Genomic DNA, 17,775 nt, shown 5'->3' on the forward strand with positions numbered 1-17,775 from the left:
GCAAAGGTGCGGGCAAAGGCTCCGACACCGCCCAGGCCAACCAAACCGAGCCCCAAGGCCAACACCTGGCACGCCTGCGCATGCAAGCGCTGCGCCAAGCAGGCCAACGCGCCAGCGGCGCAGGCCACGTGCGCGGCATCGCCACGGGCCACACCTTTGCCCTGCACAAACACCCACAAGACGCGGCCAACATCGAATACCTCACGCTGTCCACCCACACCGTCATCGAAAACGTCAGCGAAGACACGGCGCGAGATAACAACAGCAGTAAGAACAACATCGGCCAAGCACCGATCCCGCAAGCACTCTCCGACGCCCAACGCCTCTCCGGCCAGTGGCGCATCGAGGTGCGCTTTGAAGTGCAGCCCGCCACCGAACTGCTGCGCCCCGAAGGCATTCAGCCCAAACCCCACACCCATGGCCCCGAGACCGCCCTGGTCTGCGGGCCAGACGCCGACACCGCCCAAAGCGACATCTACACCGACCCCTTGGGCCGCATCAAAGTGCAGTTCCCCTGGGACCGCTATGGTGCCAAGAACCACAACAGCAGCTGCTGGGTGCGGGTGTCTGCCGCTTGGGCGGGCAACCAACTGGGGGCCATGCACGTGCCGCGCATCGGGCAAGAAGTGATCGTGGACTTTCTGGGGGGAGACCCGGACCAGCCCATTTGCACCGGGCGGGTCTACAACCAGATGAACACGCCCCCCTGGGCCTTGCCTGCACAGCAAGCCTTAAGCGGCTTCAGAAGCCGAGAGCTCAAACCCGGCGGAGGCAACAGCGCAGCGGGCAGAAGCAACCACTTGGTGCTGGACGACACCGAACAAAAGATCCAGGCGCAAATCAAAAGCGACCACCAGCACAGCACCTTAAGCCTGGGGCACATCACGCGCATCGAAGACAACGCGGGAAGAAAAGACCACCGTGGCGAGGGCTTCGAACTCAGAACCGACGGACACGGCGCAGTCAGAGCCAAAGACGGCCTGCTCATCAGCACCGAAGCAAGAACACAAGCCAGCGGCCACATCACCGACCTGAGCGAGACCACAGCCCGACTACAAAACGGCCAAAGCCAGCACGACAGTCTGGGCGACTTGGCGCTGCAACACCAAGCGCAAGAAGAAGGCGACCAAGGCGACGTAGCCAAAGCCATTGAAGCGCAGAACAAGGCCATTGCAGGGGACGGCAAAAGCACAGGCACCAACACAGGTGAAGGTCAAGCGAAATTCCCGGAACTGAGCGAACCGCATTTGATCCTGTCCAGCCCAGCGGGCATTGAAAGCACCACACCGCAAAGTACACACCAGCACAGCGGCCAGCACCACGCCATCACCAGTGGCGGGCACACCAGCGTGAGCGCGGGCAAGAGCTGGCTCGTCAGCGCCAAAGAGGCGATCAGGCTGTTTGCCTACAAAGCGGGTATGAAGCTCATCGCCGCCGGTTCCGATATAGAAATCAAGTCACTCAGCCAAAACATCCAATTGCTGGCCAAGCTGGACATCACCCACACGGCCAACCGCATTGAGATCACCGCCAAAGAAGAAGTGCAAATGAACGGCGGCGGCAGCTACCGCCGCTGGAGCGCGGGCAGTATCGAAGAAGGCACCAGCGGCAGCTGGACAGCGCATGCGGCGGGTCATGATTTGAATGGGCCAGCCAATGCGCCGGTGCCCAAGGTCGAACTCACCGCCATGCCTTACCAGCCCCAGCAAGGCCTAAGGCTACAGCTTGATCACCTGCCGGACATGCCGCAGGGTCTGTTGGCCGGCCAACCCTATACCTTGATCAAGAACGGGCAGCCGCAAATGAGCGGTGTGATTGATCCACAGGGATGTATCGACATCCAAGAGCACCAAACTGGCGACCAGTACCAAGTGCAACTCTTCAATGGTGCCGTGGTGGATGTACCCGTGGTGGAAGAGTTTGCAGCACACGGCACGGCGGCACATGCAGAACAAAACCTGGCCAATCAGGGTTTGCGCGCTGATGGACAAGGGACACAGCAGCGGCTGCACCAACAAGGGCGTGATGCCTGAACACCCACACAGGAAAATCAAACATGAGCAACCCGCTTTTTGATCTGCTGCAAAAAACCCAGAACAAGGACCGCACCCCGCTGAACGAGCAAAGTCGCGTGGGCAAAACCACACTGCAATGGTTTCTGGAAAAAGACGTCAAGACCCACCCCATCCACAACAAAAACGAGTTGGAGTTTTTGATCTGCAGCGAAGGGTTTTCTGCGCTGGAGCAAGACCTGCGCAAAGCCAGCAGCACCATTGATCTGGTGTGTTGGGGTTTTGATCCGGCGATGGAACTCTCGCGCATGAATGCCACTGCAGACCCCGCCATGGATGGCTACAAGACCTGGCCACGCGGCACGCCCTATGGTGATCTGCTTGCCCAAAAGGCAGCGCAAGGCGTCAAGGTGCGTATCTTGCTGTGGTACGACTCGGCCTTTCTGGACGCCATCCAGAACAGCCCATTGGCCGTGGCCTACAGACCCATGTATCTGATGCACATGGTCAGAGGAGGCGTCAAACAAGCCATCAACGTGTTGGCTGTCAACGCGCCAGACATGCCCATGGCCTGGCAACCAATGCCCGTGTTTGCCTCGCAGTACCAACAAGGGCCACGGGTACAGATGCGCCACGCCAAGCCGACCAGTGCTCAAGTGCGCACGGCCTATGCCAAAGCTTGGTGGCAGGCGGCTTTGTCTGGCGGCATCCCCAATTTGGAGGTGCGGTTTCGGCAAGGCGATGCCGATGCTGCGGCAGCGCTCAAATCGGCGCATCTGCCCAAGGGGCGCGATGTGATCGAAGACATGGCACTGAACTTCGCCGCCACCCACCACCAAAAGCCTGTGCTCATCGACTACCACCCCGGTCAAGGCGCTGACCCCAAAGCTGCGCCCAACACCTGCGGCTATGTGATGGGCCTGAACAGCGTGACCGACTACTGGGACACGCCCGAGCACCTGTACAACGACCCACGCCGCGAAGTCGCGTTTGGTAAAGGGGCGCACTGGCTCAAACCCTGGCACCTCAAACCCTATCGCGACTACGCCATGCGCGTGCAAGGCCAGTCGCTCACCTGCCTGAACCAGAACTTTGTCAAGTCGTGGGACAGCGCGCAAACCACGCGCCTGGCTTGGCCGGCAGGTTCACTGCAAAAGGCCCGTGCCGCCATCGTGCCACCGGCGGTGGGCGCACACCGGGCCCAGATCGTGCGAACGCAACCCGAAGAGAGCGATGCCACCATCCTCAAGACCTATGTGCAAGCGTGCAGCAACGCCTGCAACTACATCTTCATTGAAAACCAATACTTCCAGCTGGCCGAGTGGGTGCAGTTCATCAAGCAAGTGCGCCAAGACACGCTGGACAAGCTGCGCAAAGCTGGCGGCAGCAAGGAGAAACTGCCACCCCTGCACCTGATGGTCATCAGTCCGCAAGCTGAGCGCAATGAAATGGTGCCCCGCACCTACGACGCACTGGCGCAGATGGGCCAGGCCACCAGCGTCAAGGGTTATCACCGTCAGGTCGAGCAAGTGCAAGGCGGCAAGGCCGTGACGGACAACGAGGGTAAAAACATCCAAGCTAAAGGCATCAGTTGGGAACGTGACATTCCTTTGGGCTCAGCTCTCGATGACAACCGCATGGAGATGCTGCGCCGCTCGGCGCAGATCAGTCAAAGCCAGATCAAAAAAGAGCTGGACCGTCTGAACATCAAGACCTTGGCGGGCATGCTCATGAGCTATGACCATGCCCAAGAAGCCCGGCATCTGCAGATCAATGCCCGCGACAACAAAGCGCAAGACGCACAGGCCGTGCAAGAGCGCGCCGAACACAAGCAACAAAACGCCCATGTCAAAGACGCCCTGGCCAAGGACGAGATCGAGGGCGATTACTCCGAATACCACATCCGTCCCGCCCGTTACCGCGAGATCTACATCCACTCCAAGCTCATGCTCATTGACGACAGCTTCATCACCCTGGGCAGCGCCAACCTCAACACCCGTTCCATGGTGGTGGACAGCGAGATCAACATCGCCAGCGCCGAATACAAATTGGCCAGCGGCGCACGCCAACGCGTCTGGGCCAATTTGGCCGGGCCTGACTTGAATGGGGGGGATGGGAGTTTGCGCACAGTGGGCAAACATTTTCGGGATTGGGAAGAGCGCATGCAAATCAATGCTCAAAGACGTGTTGATGGCAACACAGCCGAAGCGCCAATCAACGACAGCTTCATCCACACGCACGACGACCCGCGCGATGCCCCGCTGGTGCGGCTGGCTTGAGGCGTCAACGAGAACATCACCATGCCATTGCCCTCAATCCTCTCCACCCTGTGGCCGCGCCTGCGCCGCCCCTTGGAGGCCGCCTTGGCCCTGGGCCTGTGCATCCTGGTCTATCTGGCCTCCAGCGTCATCACCCAACCAAATTCCCGCATCATGAACCCCGACTTGCCCCGCTTCACCGAGCTGCCCGCGTTTAACCCTTACCGCAAAACCTTCACCTGCCAGCACGAAGCACAGGCCAACCCTGTGCCCAGCGAAGCCGCACAGACTTTGTTTGAAGCAGCCAAGACGCTGGATGAATACGACCGTGACCCCGCCGAGATCGACTACAAACAAGTCGTCAGCCTCTACCGCCAGGCCATGGCCTTGGGCCACTGGAAGGCACAGTTCAACCTGGCCGGGTTGTACCTGGAGGGCCAAGGCGTGCCCTTTGACCCCAACGAAGCCTTGCGCCTGACCGAAGACCTGATGCGCCAGGGCGTGCCTGCGGCCTGGTTCAACATGGGTAATTTCTACATGAGCGGCGTGGGCCCGCTCACGCCAGACGCCACCGTGGCCTATGCCTTTTGGCAACGGGCAGCCGACATGGGCAGTCTGCACGCCCAAGCCATGCTGGGCAAGGCACTGGACTCAAAAATCAATGAACCGCCGCGCCTGTGGGCCAACCGCCCGATTGGCCGTCAGATGCTCGAATGTGCCTTCGCACAGGGCAGTGGCGAAGCCGCATATCAGTTGGGCCTCACGTACAGGGTTGAGGCCGATGGCATCTTCGACCGCGTCGAACGCGAAGCCCTGTACGCCAAGGCCGTGCAGCGTTACCACGAGGGAGTCAAGTTCGGAGGGATGGAATGTGCTCGAGCCTTGAGTTCTCTTTTTGGTTTGGGTGAAGCCGCTGTTGGCAACACCAAAGACCCTGTCAGAGAGGACCGCTACTTTGCGATCTCAGAATACCTGCGCCACCACCCCGACACCCGCTTGCCCAACCTGGACCGTGTGCTGCCCCTGCCCCCCGCCAAACTGCCCACCTGGGACGGCGAAGCCGAAAGCCTGATCAAAGCCGCCCAAGCCGTGCGCGTCACACCCAAACAACCCCCACAACCCGCCGCCAACGCCCCAGGCCGCGCCCACATCCCCGAAGGCCACAGCCTCGTCATGCCCGCTGACCGCAGCCAGTGGGCGCAAACGCCCATCGTGGGCTTCAAAGACATCCTCTCGGCACCCGGTGTGCGCACCGGCTTGTCCATGGCCGCATTCGATGGTTATTACCAGCCCCTGCACATCTGGGCCACACACCCCCAGTCTCGCCCGGCTGGCGGCATCCCGCCAGGCGAGTACGAATCGCTGCGCATGCGCGCCATGGCCGATGTGCCCCCGCTGCACTACCGCGCTGGCGAGCCACTGGACCTGCGCACTGCCGATGCATGGAACATGAACCACTACTTTGCGCAAGAAGGCGATCACCGTTTGGTCTACTGGTTCTACAAAGGCACAGCCCGTGCGGTGCAGCCACTGACCGACCACCTGGCCCGTGCGGGTCTGGTGCAAGCCATCGCCCAAGCCACCGACACGCGCTGTGCCGACGGGCAAAGCTGCCCCACCAGCGGCATCTGGCAGCCTGAGGTGACGAACACTGAGCATCCACTGGCCCAAGTCTTCAACGGCACGCTGGCAGGCGACAGCTGGCGGCGTCAGGCCTTTGTGTCGTCAGGCCAAAACCTGCCCCAGTTCGCGGCGCAGCTGGCCCCGGTGCTGGCCGATGGCGAAGCCGCGCAGTTGCAGGTCAAGTGGCGGCTGATGGTGGCTTGTGAGGCCGTGTGTGAGGCGGGGTTTGAAAAGATCGCCTGAGTTGTTGCGTGGTGGAGTGAATCAGCGTTTAGGCATCATGCTGATGGCATTTGCGCACACCGACCCGGCCTGGTTTGCGGCGCAGCCGTGCGGTCGCTTGATCGACTGGCTGGCCGCTTTTGAAAGCTCTGAGGCTTACGTGCAGATCATGGCCCAGCATCCGGCTTGGCAAGATCAGGTGGTTTGAGTCACTGACGCACCATCAGCGCCGATCTGCAGCGCCCGCTTGGGCAGAGGCGGGCAAGCCGAAGACCCGGTCAAAGCACCAAGTGAACGCGATGGCATAAAAGAAAAAGAAGGCCAGCAAACCCAAATTGGCCACCAAGGCAGCGGTGAGCGAAATGTCCAGCCACAGCGACATGACGGGCAAGAGAATGATCACCAAGCCGCCTTCAAAACCCGCACCGTGGGCCACCCGCCGGACAAAGGAGCGGCCTCGCACGGCTTGGCGCGACTCCCAACGCTCGAAGAGCCAGTTGAAGACGTAATTCCACGTCAGTGCAATGCTCGACAACACAACCGCCAGGCCCAATGTGGAAGCGGGCGACTTGTCAAAAGCCAAGCTCAACACGGGCCCGACCACGGCGATGGCCATGGTCTCGTACAAAAGGGCTTGGACAACGCGGCGGGTGGTGGGGGTCATCTTGGGGAATGCGGCGAATGCGTTCACTGCCGCGCCGTGCGCACGTTGGGTGGCACCGCGCCCGGTGCGCTGGTGCGCCAGGGGTTGATGTCCAGCCCGCCGCGCCGCGTGTAGCGGGCGTAAACCGTGAGCTTGGTGGGTTTGCAGCGCGACCAGATGTCCATGAAGATGCGCTCGACGCATTGCTCGTGGAACTCGTTGTGGTTGCGAAAGCTCACGATGTATTGCAGCAAACCCGCTTGGTCGATCTGCGGGCCGCTGTAGGTGATTTGCACGCTGCCCCAGTCGGGCTGGCCGGTCACCAGGCAGTTGCTTTTGAGCAAGTGGCTGACCAGGGTTTCGGTGACCGGTGCCTCGTCGGCAGTGGCGCTGAGCAGGTCCGGTGCGGGCTGGTAGCGGCTGCATTCGATGTCCATGCGGTCGAGGTTGAGGCCGTCGAGCTCGTGCACCGGCTCGGCGTCAAACTGTTCTTGCAGCAGCAGCTTCACGCCCACGCTGGCCTGCATGGTGCCGCCGTGCCAGATGGCAGCGCTGATGTCGCGGCGGATCATGTCGCGCACCACGTCGGCGCTTTCCAGCCGGGTGTTGTTGAAGCTGTTCAGATACAGCTTGAAGGATTTGCTCTCCACAATGTGCGTGCTCTCGGCGGGCACGGTGATGTGCGCCAGCGCCACCTGCGGCTTGCCTTTGGTGTTGAGCCAAGACAGCTCAAACGCGGTCCACAGGTCGGCCCCAAAAAACACGGGTTGCGCGGTGATGCCGATCTCGGCCCGCTTGGTGGCGCGGGGAATCGGGAACAGCAAGCTGGCGTCGTACTGGTCGATATAGGCGCTGGACTTGCCCAGCTGGGATTGCTCGGGGGTGTTGTTGGGGGTGCTCATGCTTGCAATTTGCGGCGAAAGACCAGGCGGTCGGGATCGGACACGGCGGCGTCGTAGGCATAGCCTTCGAGGTTGAACTTCAGCAAACCTTCGGGCTTCGTGATTTTGTTTTGGACGGCATAGCGGGCCATCAGACCACGGGCGCGTTTGGCGTTGAAGCTGATGATCTTGTACTTGCCGCCTTTGAAGTCTTCAAACACGCATTCAATGACGCGGGCTTGGAGCGTCTTGCGGTCCACCGCCTTGAAGTATTCCTGCGAAGCCAGGTTGACGATGACGGGGGTTTTGTCGGCGGCCAGGCGTTCGTTCAGGTGCTCGGCAATTTGCGGCCCCCAAAACTTGTAGAGGTTGCTGCCCTTGTCGGTTTGCAGCGTGGTGCCCATTTCCAGGCGGTAAGGCTGCATCCAGTCCAGTGGTCGCAACACGCCATACAGGCCGCTCAGGATGCACACATGGTTTTGTGCCCAGTCCAATTGCTTGGCCGTCAGGGTTTTGGCGTCCAGGCCTTCGTACACGTCGCCGTTGAAAGCCAGCACGGCTTGCTTGGCGTTCTTGGCGGTGAATTTGGGGCGCCAGGCTTCGTAGCGCGCCACGTTCAGCGCCGACAGTGCATCTGACAAGTCCATCAACTCGGCAATTTGCTGGGGCGACTTTTGGCGCAACACCTCGATCAGGGCCTGCGACTGCGGCACGAACTGCGGCAGCGTGTGCGGCACATCGCCTGCGGGGGTTTCATAGTCCAGGGATTTGGCGGGTGACAATAAGAACAACATGCTCGACATCCTTTACCTGGACGATTATCTCGCCATCGTGCACAAGCCCGCAGGCTGGCTGGTCCATCGCACCCCTCTGGACAAGGGCGAAACCCGCTTTGTGCTGCAAACGCTGCGCGACCAGATCGGCCAGCACGTCTGGCCTGTGCATCGGCTGGACAAAGGCACCAGCGGCGTGCTGGTCTTTGCCCTGAGCGCGGATGTGGCCCGCACACTGGGGCAGGCTTTTGAAACGGGCGAGGGCCTGCACAAGACTTACCGGGCCATCGTGCGGGGTTGGCCTCTGCCTGAGGGTTTGATCGACCACCCGCTCAAGCGCATGCCCGACGACATGCGCTCAGAGCGCGAGGAGGTGCAGCCCGCGCAAACGCGTTACGAAACCCTGCGCCGGGGAGAGCTGCCCATTGCGCAAGGTGAATTCCCAAGCCTGCGCTGGGCCGAGGTGCAGCTGCAGCCCCTGACCGGCCGCCGCCACCAGCTGCGCCGCCACATGAAGCACATCGCCCACCCCATCATCGGAGACGCCACGCATGGCAAAGGGCAGATCAACCGCGCCGTAGCCGAGCACCTGGGCCTGCAGCGGCTGTGGCTGCACGCGCTGCACCTGGACTTGACACACCCGGTGAGCGGCCAACTGCTGCACATGGAATCGCCCTTGCCCAGCGATTGGGCACTGTGGCCCTATTGTGCAAGCCCACCCTGAAGACCATAGGCGCATGCTGCAGAAGCCCACCCTGTGGGCAATAAGCTCTGTAGTGGGAGCCCACCCTGTGGGCAATGAGCTCTGTAGTGGGAGCCCACCCTGTGGGCAATGAGCTCTGTAGTGGGAGCCCACCCTGTGGGCGATGGGCGTGGAACGCGCCCTCTGGAAACCATCGCGCACGGGGTGCGCTCCTACAAAAACCATGGTCACCGAGGCCCGGCGAATTTCCATTCGTAACCGTGCTGCGATAGCCCTGCCCCTGAACGATGGGACCCTGTTGCAAGAGCCCACCCTGTGGGCAATAAGCACTGTAGTGGGAGCCCACCCTGTGGGCGATAGGCGTGGAACGCGCCTTGAAAACCATCGCCCACAGGGTGGGCTCCTACAAATCGGTGCGATTGTCACCCAACGGATAAGCATCTGCGCGGTTTTCCATAAGATGCACGCTGCGCTTCCTATCGCGAGCCCAGCCTCCAACCACCCAGACTGAATTCCCATGAGCCTGCTTTTCACACCCTTCACCTTCGACGCCCCCAGCGGCCCGCTCACCTTGCCCAACCGCATCGTGATCGCGCCCATGTGCCAGTACTCGGCCGACAACGGCCAAGCCACCGATTGGCACCTGACACACTGGACCAACCTGCTCAACAGCGGCGCGGGCATGTTCACCATCGAAGCCACAGCGGTGTCGGCCGTGGGCCGCATCAGCCCCGGCTGTCTGGGCCTGTGGGACGACGCCACGCAAGCGGCGCTGGGTGACAAACTGCAGCGTGCCCGGCGCCTGGCTCCGCACATGCCGGTCTGCATCCAGATCAGCCACGCAGGCCGCAAGGCGTCAAGCGCCGCCCCCTGGAACGGCGGCATGCTGATCGCCCCGGAAGACGGCGGCTGGCAGACCGTGGCGCCCAGCGCCCTGCCCCACCTGCCGCAAGAAGCAGCGCCGACCGAGTTGAGCCTGGCCGACATCGCGCAAATCAAGGCCGACTTTGTGAACACCGCCCGACGCAGCCATGAGCTGGGCATCGAGGCCGTCGAGCTGCACGCCGCGCACGGCTATTTGCTGCACCAGTTTTTGTCGCCTTTGTCCAACCAGCGCACCGACCAGTACGGTGGCTCGTTTGAGAACCGCATCCGCTTTCCGCTGGAAGTGTTCCAAGCCGTGCGCGAGGCCTTTGGCGGCACGCTGGGCATGCGCATCTCGGGCACCGACTGGGTCGATGGCGGCTGGACGATCGACGAGACCTGCGAACTGGCGGTTTTGCTCAAACAAGCCGGAGCGCAGTTCGTGCACATCTCCTCGGGCGGCGTGTCGCCCTTGCAAAAAATCACCTTGGGCCCCGAGTACCAGGTGCATCTGGCCAAAGCCGTCAAAGAGCGCTCGGGCCTGACCACGTTTGCCGTGGGCCTGATCACCGAGCCCGCCCAGGCCGAAGCCGTGCTGCAGCGCGGTGACGCCGACCTGGTGGCGCTGGCCCGTGCCTTTTTGTACAAACCCCGCTGGGGCTGGGAAGCCGCCGTGGCGCTGGGCGGCACCGTCGACGCGCAGCACCAGTACTGGCGCAGCCTGCCCCGCGAAGCCAAGAACATTTTCAACGACGCCAAGATCGGCATGCGTTGAACCCGCACATTCAGGACACAAACATGAACCATTTCACCTTCACCCGCCGGGCCGCATGCTTGGCCGCCCTGGCACTGGCTGCGCCTTTGAGCTTGCTGGCGCAGGCCTTCCCCAGCAAAAACATCAGCCTGGTGGTGCCCAACCCGCCCGGCGGGCTGGTGGACACATCCGCCCGCTTGGTGGCTGAGCCTTTGGCCCGTGTGATCGGCCAAGCGGTGGTGGTGGACAACAAGCCCGGCGCCAGCGGCAACTTGGCCTACCAAACCGTGGCCCGCAGCGCCAAAGACGGCCACACCTTGCTGGTGTCGTATTCGGGTTACCACATCGCCAACCCGATCCTGATGGACAAGCTGCCCTGGGAACTGAAGGACCTGACGCCCGTGGGTTTGATCACCGTGGCCACCAATGTGATCGCGGTGCACCCCTCGGTGCCGGCCAACAACCTCAAGGACTTCATCGCTTGGGTCAAGGCCAACCCGGGCAAAGTGAATTACGCCTCGCAAGGCAATGGCTCGGTCTCGCACATCGGCACCGAGATCTTCAAGCAACAAACCGGTGTAGACATGACGCACGTGCCCTACAAGGGCTCGGGACAGGCCATTGCCGATGTGCTGGCTGGCCAGGTGCAGGTGTTCATCACCACACCGCCTTCGGTGATGCAGCATGTGCAAGGCGGCAAGCTCAAGGCACTGGCCGTGACGGGCAAGACCCGCCACCCACAAATGCCACAAGTGCCCACCGTGGCCGAAGCGGGTTTGCCGGGCTTCTCGCTGGAGTCTTGGGTGGCCTTGTATGCGCCTGCGGGCACACCAGCGCCGGTCTTGCAAAAGCTGTCGGCTGACGTCAAACGCAGCATAGAACTGCCCGAGACCAAGCAACGCGCCGACCAGGCGGGCATCGAGGTGCGCTATTTGCCGCCTGCCGACATGACCCGTTTGCTGGAGCGCGAAACCGCCGAATGGACCAAAGCCATCAAGGCGGCCAACGTCAAGATGGATTGAAGTCCCCAGCGAGGCTGGCCAAAGTGGGCGCAGCCAAGTCGGTGCGCATGGGGTAATGCGTGTGGTCGCAGCCCAGCCGCACACCTGCCCCGGCCTGAACAAAGGCCACCATGGCCGCATCCAACTCAAAACGCAAAAAGTGCACCGCTGAGGTTTTGGTGGCGGTGTCCCGCACTTGGTCTTCGTCCGCGATGGCATAAATGCGGGGATGCCCCTCCACCTCGACAAACACATGGCTGGCCACCCCAATCAGCTTGGCCAGCTCGCGCTGACGCTCCTGGGCGTCGGGATAGCCCAGCAGCAAGGTGGCCTTCCAGTTGCTGCCATCGGGCACCAGGGGCGCATAGGCGGCGATCTCTTGCACGATGCCGTCTTCTTCAAAGATTTTTTCGACGCGCAGCATCTCTTGGATCTGGTAGCGCACCGTGGCTTCGTTTTCGAATTGCACCCGCAGGTGCTCGCCCAATTGCACGCTGCGCAACTGGCGCAGCGCCACCATTTCGGGCTGGTGGACCTTGCGCCACTTGGCGTAGGTCTCCAAAGACATCAGGTTCTCGGGGCTGATCTGGCCGGGACCGGGCATATCGGGGTTCAGCTTTCCAAGCTGTCGATGGCTTTTTGGTAGCGGTTGGCGTGCGAGCGCTCGGCCTTGGCCAAGGTTTCGAACCAGTCGGCGATGTCGTCAAACCCTTCGTCACGGGCCGTTTTGGCCATGCCGGGGTACATGTCGGTGTATTCGTGGATTTCACCGGCCACGGCCGAAGCCAGATTCAGCGCAGTGGTGCCAATGGGCAAGCCGGTCACCGGGTCGCCAGACAGGGCCAAAAAGTCCATGTGCCCGTGCGCGTGGCCGGTTTCGCCATCGGCGGTCGAGCGGAACAGGGCCGCCACTTCGCTCAGGCCTTCGATGTCGGCTTGGTTGGCAAAGTAGAGGTAACGGCGGTTGGCTTGCGCCTCTTCGGCAAAAGCCTGCTTGAGGCATTGCTCGGTGCGGGAACCTTTAAGGGCGGGCATGTGGATCTCCTGAAAGCGGTCTGTCTGCGCAATGCGGGGCCAGAAATGGCCCTTGGCAAAGCGGATTGCCGGATTGTCCGCCCAGAAGGGGCTTTGGCGGGTGCGAAGGGCCACAAAAGTTAAAATCAGCACAGTTCGACTTGTGTCGCCTTTTCGCTTCTGAAACGAAGCCGCACCTATTTCCAAAGACCCCCATGAGCAACGCACCCGCCACCCCGGTCCAGCCCGGCCTTGAGAGCCTGTCCAAATCCTTCGAGCCCGCCGCCCTGGAAGCCCATTGGGGCCCCGAGTGGGAAAAGCGCGGCTACGGCGTGGCCGGCTTTCGTGGCACCGGTGCCCCAACGGCGGATGCACCGGCCTTTGCCATCCAGCTGCCGCCGCCCAACGTGACCGGCACGCTGCACATGGGCCATGCGTTCAACCAAACCATCATGGACTCGTTGACCCGCTACCACCGCATGATGGGCTTCAACACGGCCTGGATTCCGGGCACCGACCATGCAGGCATTGCCACGCAAATCGTTGTGGAGCGCCAGCTGCAGGCCAAAGGCATCAGCCGCCATGACATGGGGCCGACCCCTGCCGAGGCCCGCAAGAACTTTGTGAGCAAGGTCTGGGAGTGGAAAGAAGAGTCCGGCAGCACCATCACCAGCCAGATGCGCCGCATGGGCGACAGCGTGGACTGGAGCCGCGAATACTTCACGATGGACCCCAAGCTGTCCAAAACCGTGACCGAAACCTTTGTGCAGCTCTACGAGCAAGGCCTGATCTACCGTGGCAAGCGCTTGGTGAACTGGGACCCGGTGCTGATGAGCGCGGTGTCCGACCTCGAAGTCGAGAGCGAGGAAGAAGACGGCTCGATGTGGCACATCCGCTATGACTTGGCCGATGGCAGTGGTTCACTGACCGTCGCCACCACCCGCCCCGAAACCCTGCTGGGTGACGTGGCTGTGATGGTGCACCCCGAGGACGAACGCTACAGCGCTTTGATTGGCAAACAGGTCAACCTGCCCCTGTGCGGCCGCACCATTCCCGTGATTGCCGACGACTACGTGGACAAGGCATTTGGCACGGGCGTGGTCAAGGTCACGCCCGCGCACGACACCAACGACTACCAAGTCGGCCAGCGCCACAAGCTGGACATGATCTGCGTGCTGAACTTGGACGCGACGATCAACAACAATGCGCCCGAGAAATACCGGGGCCTGGACCGCTTTGTGGCCCGCAAGGCCGTGGTGGCCGACCTCGAAGCCGCAGGCGCTTTGGTCGAGGTCAAGAAACACAAACTCATGGTGCCCCGCTGCGCCCGCACAGGCCAGGTGATCGAGCCCATGCTGACCGACCAATGGTTTGTGGCCATGAACCAAGTGGGCCAAGGCGACGCCACCGGCAAGAGCATCGCCCAAAAAGCCATCGACGCGGTGCAATCTGGCCAAGTGAGCTTTGTGCCCGAGAACTGGGTCAACACCTACAACCAGTGGATGAACAACATCCAGGACTGGTGCATCTCGCGCCAGCTGTGGTGGGGCCACCAGATCCCGGCCTGGTACGACGAAGACGGCAATGTCTACGTGGCGCGCAACGAAGCCGAGGCACAGGCCAAGGCACCTGGCAAAACACTCAAGCGTGATGAAGACGTGTTGGACACTTGGTACTCGTCAGCCTTGGTCCCCTTCTCCACTTTGGGTTGGAGCAACGACGCAGCTGGCGAGCGTGCCGGGCTCGGACGCAGCGATTTGGCGAGCGAAGCGAGTATGAGCCAGGCCGAGTCCGGTGCGATCGCCAGCGGAACAGATTACGACCTCTACCTGCCTTCATCCGTCTTGGTCACAGGCTACGACATCATCTTCTTCTGGGTAGCCCGGATGATCATGATGACCACCCACTTCACCGGCAAAGTGCCCTTCAAGCACGTCTACATTCACGGCCTGGTGCTCGATGCCCAAGGCAAGAAGATGAGCAAGTCCGAAGGCAACGTGCTCGACCCGGTCGACCTGATCGACGGCATCACGCTCGAACCGCTGCTGGACAAGCGCACCCAAGGCCTGCGCAAGCCCGAGACCGCGCCCAAGGTGCGCAAGCAAACCGAGAAAGAATTCCCCGAAGGCATCCCGGCCTATGGCGCGGACGCGCTGCGCTTCACCTTTGCGGCGCTCGCGTCACTGGGCCGCAGCATCAACTTTGACAGCAAGCGTTGCGAGGGTTATCGCAACTTCTGCAACAAGCTGTGGAACGCCACCCGCTTTGTGCTGATGAACTGCGAAGGTCAAGACTGCGGCCTGAAAGAACACACCAAAGCCGAATGCGCTGCGCCGGGCATCGATGCCAATGGCCAAGCCACCGCAGCAGGTCCGGTGCACGGCTACCTGACTTTCAGCCAGGCCGACCGCTGGATCAGCTCGCAGCTGCAACGCGTCGAGGCCGATGTGGCCAAAGGCTTTGCCGAGTACCGCCTCGACAACGTGGCCAACACGATCTATGACTTTGTGTGGAACGAGTTCTGCGACTGGTACCTCGAAATCGCCAAGGTGCAAATCAACACCGGCACCGACGCTGAAAAACGCGCCACCCGCCGCACCCTGATCCGCACGCTCGAAACCATCATGCGCTTGGCGCACCCCATCATCCCTTTCATCACCGAAGAACTCTGGCAAAAAGTTTCTGTGGTGGCGGGTCGTCCGGGTGAATCGGTCAGCATCGCGGCTTACCCCGTGAGCCAGCCCGAGCGCATCGACGAGGCGGCCGAAGCCCATGTGGCCAAGCTCAAGACGCTGGTGGACGCTTGCCGCAATCTGCGCGGTGAGATGAACGTCTCGCCGGCCACCCGCATGCCCATGTATGTGCTGGGCGACACCGCCTTCATGCAAAGCGTGGCTCCGGTGCTGCAATCGCTGGCCAAGCTGAGCGAAGTCAAGGTGTTTGAGACCGAAGCCGAGTGGGTGGCTGCTGCGCAAGCCGCACCCGTGGCCGTGGTGGGTGAAGCACGCTTGTGTTTGTTCATCGAAGTCGATGCAGCTGCAGAAAAAATCCGTCTGACCAAAGAGGCCACTCGCTTGGAAGGTGAAATCACCAAGGCCAACGCCAAGCTCGGCAACGAAGCCTTTGTGGCCAAGGCCCCGCAAGCCGTCCTCGACGAAACCAGGAAGCGCGTGGCCGACTTCGGGGCCACGCTCGACAAAATTCGCCAGCAACTGCAACGCCTGAGTTAAACCTTAATGATTAACAAGGAAAACACCATGAGCCACAACGTCATTCGCAAAGCCGTCTTCCCGGTCGCAGGATTAGGCACCCGCTTTTTGCCCGCCACCAAAGCTGCCCCCAAAGAGATGCTGCCGGTGGTGGACAAACCGCTGATCCAGTACGCGGTGGAGGAGGCTTATGCGGCAGGCGTGCGCCACATGATCTTTGTCACCGGCCGCAGCAAGCGCGCCATCGAAGACCATTTCGACACCGCCTACGAACTCGAAACCGAGCTGGAGGCGGCCCACAAGGACGAGCTGCTGGCGCTGGTGCGTTCGGTGCAGCCCGACGACATGGTGTGTGCCTACGTGCGCCAAAACCGCATGCTGGGCCTAGGCCACGCGGTGCTGTGCGCAGAGCCGCTGGTGGGCAACGAACCCTTTGCCGTGCTGCTGGCCGATGACCTGATGGTCAACCAAGGCAGTTCCGTTTTGTCGCAAATGGTGGACGCTTACAGCAAGCAAGGCCGCTCCGTCTTGGCCGTACAGGAAGTGCCGCTTGACCAAGTCAAGCGCTACGGCATCGTGGCAGGCGAGTCAGCAGGCAAGCAACTGATCCGCGTCGAGCAGATCGTAGAAAAACCCAGCCCCGACAAGGCGCCTTCGCGCATGGGTGTGGCAGGCCGCTACATCTTGACACCAGGCATCTTTGACGAGATCCGCAACCAGCCCACGGGCGTTGGCGGCGAGATTCAGCTGACCGATGCGATTGCGCGCCTGATGCAACGTGAAGCGGTTTACGCCTTCCAATACGAAGGCAAACGCTACGACTGCGGCAGCAAAGAAGGCTTTCTGCAGGCGACAGTGGAGCTGGCCTTACAACACCCGCAAGTGGGCGCGTCCTTCCGCGAATACCTCAACGGTCTGAGCCTCTGAACCCGAAATCTCGCACAGGGCGCTTCCCCTACAAATAGCGGGCCCGTCTGTAGGAGCCGCACCCCGTGCGTGATGGGGTGCTGGCCCTGCTAAAAATCAGCGGCGTTTGAGCCCGAAGACAAACGCTGAATCGGTCTTTTCCTGCATGACCAGTTCATTGCCCGTCTGCTTGGCAAAGGCTTCGAAGTCGCGCCACGAACCCGGGTCGGTCGCGATGACCTTGAGCACCTGCCCGCTGGTCAGATCGTTCAAGGCTTTTTTGGCTTTCAAGATGGGCAGCGGGCAATTGAGCCCGCTGGTGTCAATTTCTTTGTCGAATTCCATCACTCAATCCTGGTTCGGTTCCTGGCTTTGCGCAGCCCGCTCTTCCCATGACATGAACTTGGGCTCGATGCCGATGGTGCGCAGCCAGTCGCCCATGGCATAGCCTGTGCCTGCGGGCCAACAAATGATGTCTTGCGGCGCAAACATCTTGTACTCGGCCAATTCGGGCGACAAGCGCACCTGGCCCTCAGCCACCGCGTGGTAGGCGATGATGACCTGGTTCATGCGCTGGAAGTCGTACACGCCAATCAGCTTGAGCGACTGCACTTGCAAGTTGGTCTCTTCGGCGATCTCGCGGCGGATGCCGTCTTCGGGTGTCTCGCCCGCTTCCATGAAACCGGTGATCAAGGCAAAGCGCCGACCGGGCCAGGCCGCGTTGCGGGCCAGCAAGATCTGATCGCCCACTTGCACAATCCCGGCCAGCACCGGCGTCGGGTTGTTCCAGTGCGTGAAGTCGCAGGCGGTGCAACGCAGGCGCATGACCTCGCCCCCGTCTTCCATTTGGCTCAGCCAAGCAAGAGGGGTCGCACACTGCGGGCAAAAACGAAATTCAGCCATGGTTCATCC

At 61.6% G+C, this 17,775-nt stretch carries 16 protein-coding genes; 9 read left to right on the forward strand and 7 right to left on the reverse strand.

Going from position 1 to position 17,775, the window contains the following annotated elements:
- The 4 genes from B9Z52_RS06355 to B9Z52_RS17840 form a co-directional block, all read left to right on the forward strand.
- The coding region (locus tag B9Z52_RS06355; RefSeq protein ID WP_108413023.1) for a type VI secretion system Vgr family protein at positions 1 to 2,033 on the forward strand (2,033 nt) is incomplete at its 5' end.
- A 23-nt stretch (positions 2,034 to 2,056) separates the two neighbouring features.
- Positions 2,057 to 4,291, forward strand: coding sequence for a phospholipase D-like domain-containing protein (locus B9Z52_RS18100; RefSeq protein WP_233251844.1), 2,235 nt, complete (start codon positions 2,057 to 2,059; stop codon positions 4,289 to 4,291).
- A gap of 21 nt (positions 4,292 to 4,312) precedes the next feature.
- Positions 4,313 to 6,136: a DUF6396 domain-containing protein gene (locus tag B9Z52_RS06365; protein WP_108413024.1), complete on the forward strand. Its 1,824-nt coding sequence runs from the start codon at positions 4,313 to 4,315 to the stop codon at positions 6,134 to 6,136.
- Between the two features lie 37 nt (positions 6,137 to 6,173).
- On the forward strand, positions 6,174 to 6,323 hold the full coding sequence (locus B9Z52_RS17840) for a hypothetical protein (RefSeq protein WP_158270517.1): 150 nt from the start codon (positions 6,174 to 6,176) through the stop codon (positions 6,321 to 6,323).
- A gap of 15 nt (positions 6,324 to 6,338) precedes the next feature.
- Here B9Z52_RS17840 and B9Z52_RS06375 read toward each other — a convergent pair whose 3' ends face one another.
- The 3 genes from B9Z52_RS06375 to yaaA are packed head-to-tail and all read right to left on the reverse strand — an operon-like array spanning position 6,339 to position 8,433.
- Positions 6,339 to 6,779, reverse strand: coding sequence for a PACE efflux transporter (locus B9Z52_RS06375; RefSeq protein ID WP_108413026.1), 441 nt, complete (start codon positions 6,777 to 6,779; stop codon positions 6,339 to 6,341).
- A gap of 23 nt (positions 6,780 to 6,802) precedes the next feature.
- Complete coding sequence (gene queF / locus B9Z52_RS06380; protein WP_108413027.1) at positions 6,803 to 7,660, reverse strand: NADPH-dependent 7-cyano-7-deazaguanine reductase QueF; 858 nt, start codon at positions 7,658 to 7,660, stop codon at positions 6,803 to 6,805.
- A complete protein-coding gene (gene yaaA, locus B9Z52_RS06385) occupies positions 7,657 to 8,433 on the reverse strand; it encodes a peroxide stress protein YaaA (RefSeq protein ID WP_199222049.1) in 777 nt (258 codons plus the stop codon). Before yaaA ends, queF begins: the two co-directional genes overlap by 4 nt.
- Here yaaA and B9Z52_RS06390 point away from each other — a divergent pair.
- The 3 genes from B9Z52_RS06390 to B9Z52_RS06400 all read left to right on the forward strand — a co-directional run bounded on the left by B9Z52_RS06390 (position 8,432) and on the right by B9Z52_RS06400 (position 11,755).
- Positions 8,432 to 9,136 (forward strand): pseudouridine synthase, encoded by a 705-nt coding sequence (locus B9Z52_RS06390; protein ID WP_108413029.1) that lies wholly within the window; start codon positions 8,432 to 8,434, stop codon positions 9,134 to 9,136. The two genes, yaaA and B9Z52_RS06390, sit on opposite strands and share 2 nt — an antisense overlap.
- 496 nt (positions 9,137 to 9,632) lie before the next feature.
- A complete protein-coding gene (locus B9Z52_RS06395) occupies positions 9,633 to 10,754 on the forward strand; it encodes an NADH:flavin oxidoreductase/NADH oxidase (protein ID WP_108413030.1) in 1,122 nt (373 codons plus the stop codon).
- 23 nt (positions 10,755 to 10,777) lie between these two features.
- Positions 10,778 to 11,755, forward strand: coding sequence for a tripartite tricarboxylate transporter substrate binding protein (locus B9Z52_RS06400; protein ID WP_108413283.1), 978 nt, complete (start codon positions 10,778 to 10,780; stop codon positions 11,753 to 11,755).
- Here B9Z52_RS06400 and B9Z52_RS06405 read toward each other — a convergent pair.
- Together B9Z52_RS06405 and B9Z52_RS06410 are read right to left on the reverse strand one after the other, a co-directional pair.
- Positions 11,742 to 12,338 (reverse strand): DUF3501 family protein, encoded by a 597-nt coding sequence (locus B9Z52_RS06405; RefSeq protein WP_108413031.1) that lies wholly within the window; start codon positions 12,336 to 12,338, stop codon positions 11,742 to 11,744. The two genes, B9Z52_RS06400 and B9Z52_RS06405, sit on opposite strands and share 14 nt — an antisense overlap.
- 8 nt (positions 12,339 to 12,346) lie before the next feature.
- Positions 12,347 to 12,769 carry a rubrerythrin family protein gene (locus B9Z52_RS06410; RefSeq protein ID WP_108413284.1) on the reverse strand — a complete coding sequence of 141 codons (423 nt, stop codon included), beginning with the start codon at positions 12,767 to 12,769 and terminating at the stop codon, positions 12,347 to 12,349.
- Positions 12,770 to 12,963: 194 nt separating this feature from the next.
- Between B9Z52_RS06410 and B9Z52_RS06415 the strand changes: the two genes are divergently transcribed.
- Together B9Z52_RS06415 and galU are read left to right on the forward strand one after the other, a co-directional pair.
- Positions 12,964 to 15,978 carry a valine--tRNA ligase gene (locus B9Z52_RS06415; RefSeq protein ID WP_108413032.1) on the forward strand — a complete coding sequence of 1,005 codons (3,015 nt, stop codon included), beginning with the start codon at positions 12,964 to 12,966 and terminating at the stop codon, positions 15,976 to 15,978.
- A gap of 27 nt (positions 15,979 to 16,005) precedes the next feature.
- A complete protein-coding gene (gene galU, locus B9Z52_RS06420; protein WP_108413285.1) occupies positions 16,006 to 16,884 on the forward strand; it encodes a UTP--glucose-1-phosphate uridylyltransferase GalU in 879 nt (292 codons plus the stop codon).
- A 96-nt stretch (positions 16,885 to 16,980) separates the two neighbouring features.
- Here galU and B9Z52_RS06425 read toward each other — a convergent pair whose 3' ends face one another.
- Together B9Z52_RS06425 and B9Z52_RS06430 are read right to left on the reverse strand one after the other, a co-directional pair.
- Positions 16,981 to 17,208 (reverse strand): sulfurtransferase TusA family protein, encoded by a 228-nt coding sequence (locus tag B9Z52_RS06425; RefSeq protein ID WP_108413033.1) that lies wholly within the window; start codon positions 17,206 to 17,208, stop codon positions 16,981 to 16,983.
- Positions 17,209 to 17,211: 3 nt separating this feature from the next.
- Positions 17,212 to 17,766 carry an NUDIX domain-containing protein gene (locus B9Z52_RS06430; protein WP_108413034.1) on the reverse strand — a complete coding sequence of 185 codons (555 nt, stop codon included), beginning with the start codon at positions 17,764 to 17,766 and terminating at the stop codon, positions 17,212 to 17,214.
- Positions 17,767 to 17,775 lie beyond the last annotated feature (9 nt).

This window comes from Limnohabitans sp. Jir72, from assembly GCF_003063575.1.
GTDB lineage: Bacteria > Pseudomonadota > Gammaproteobacteria > Burkholderiales > Burkholderiaceae_C > Limnohabitans_A.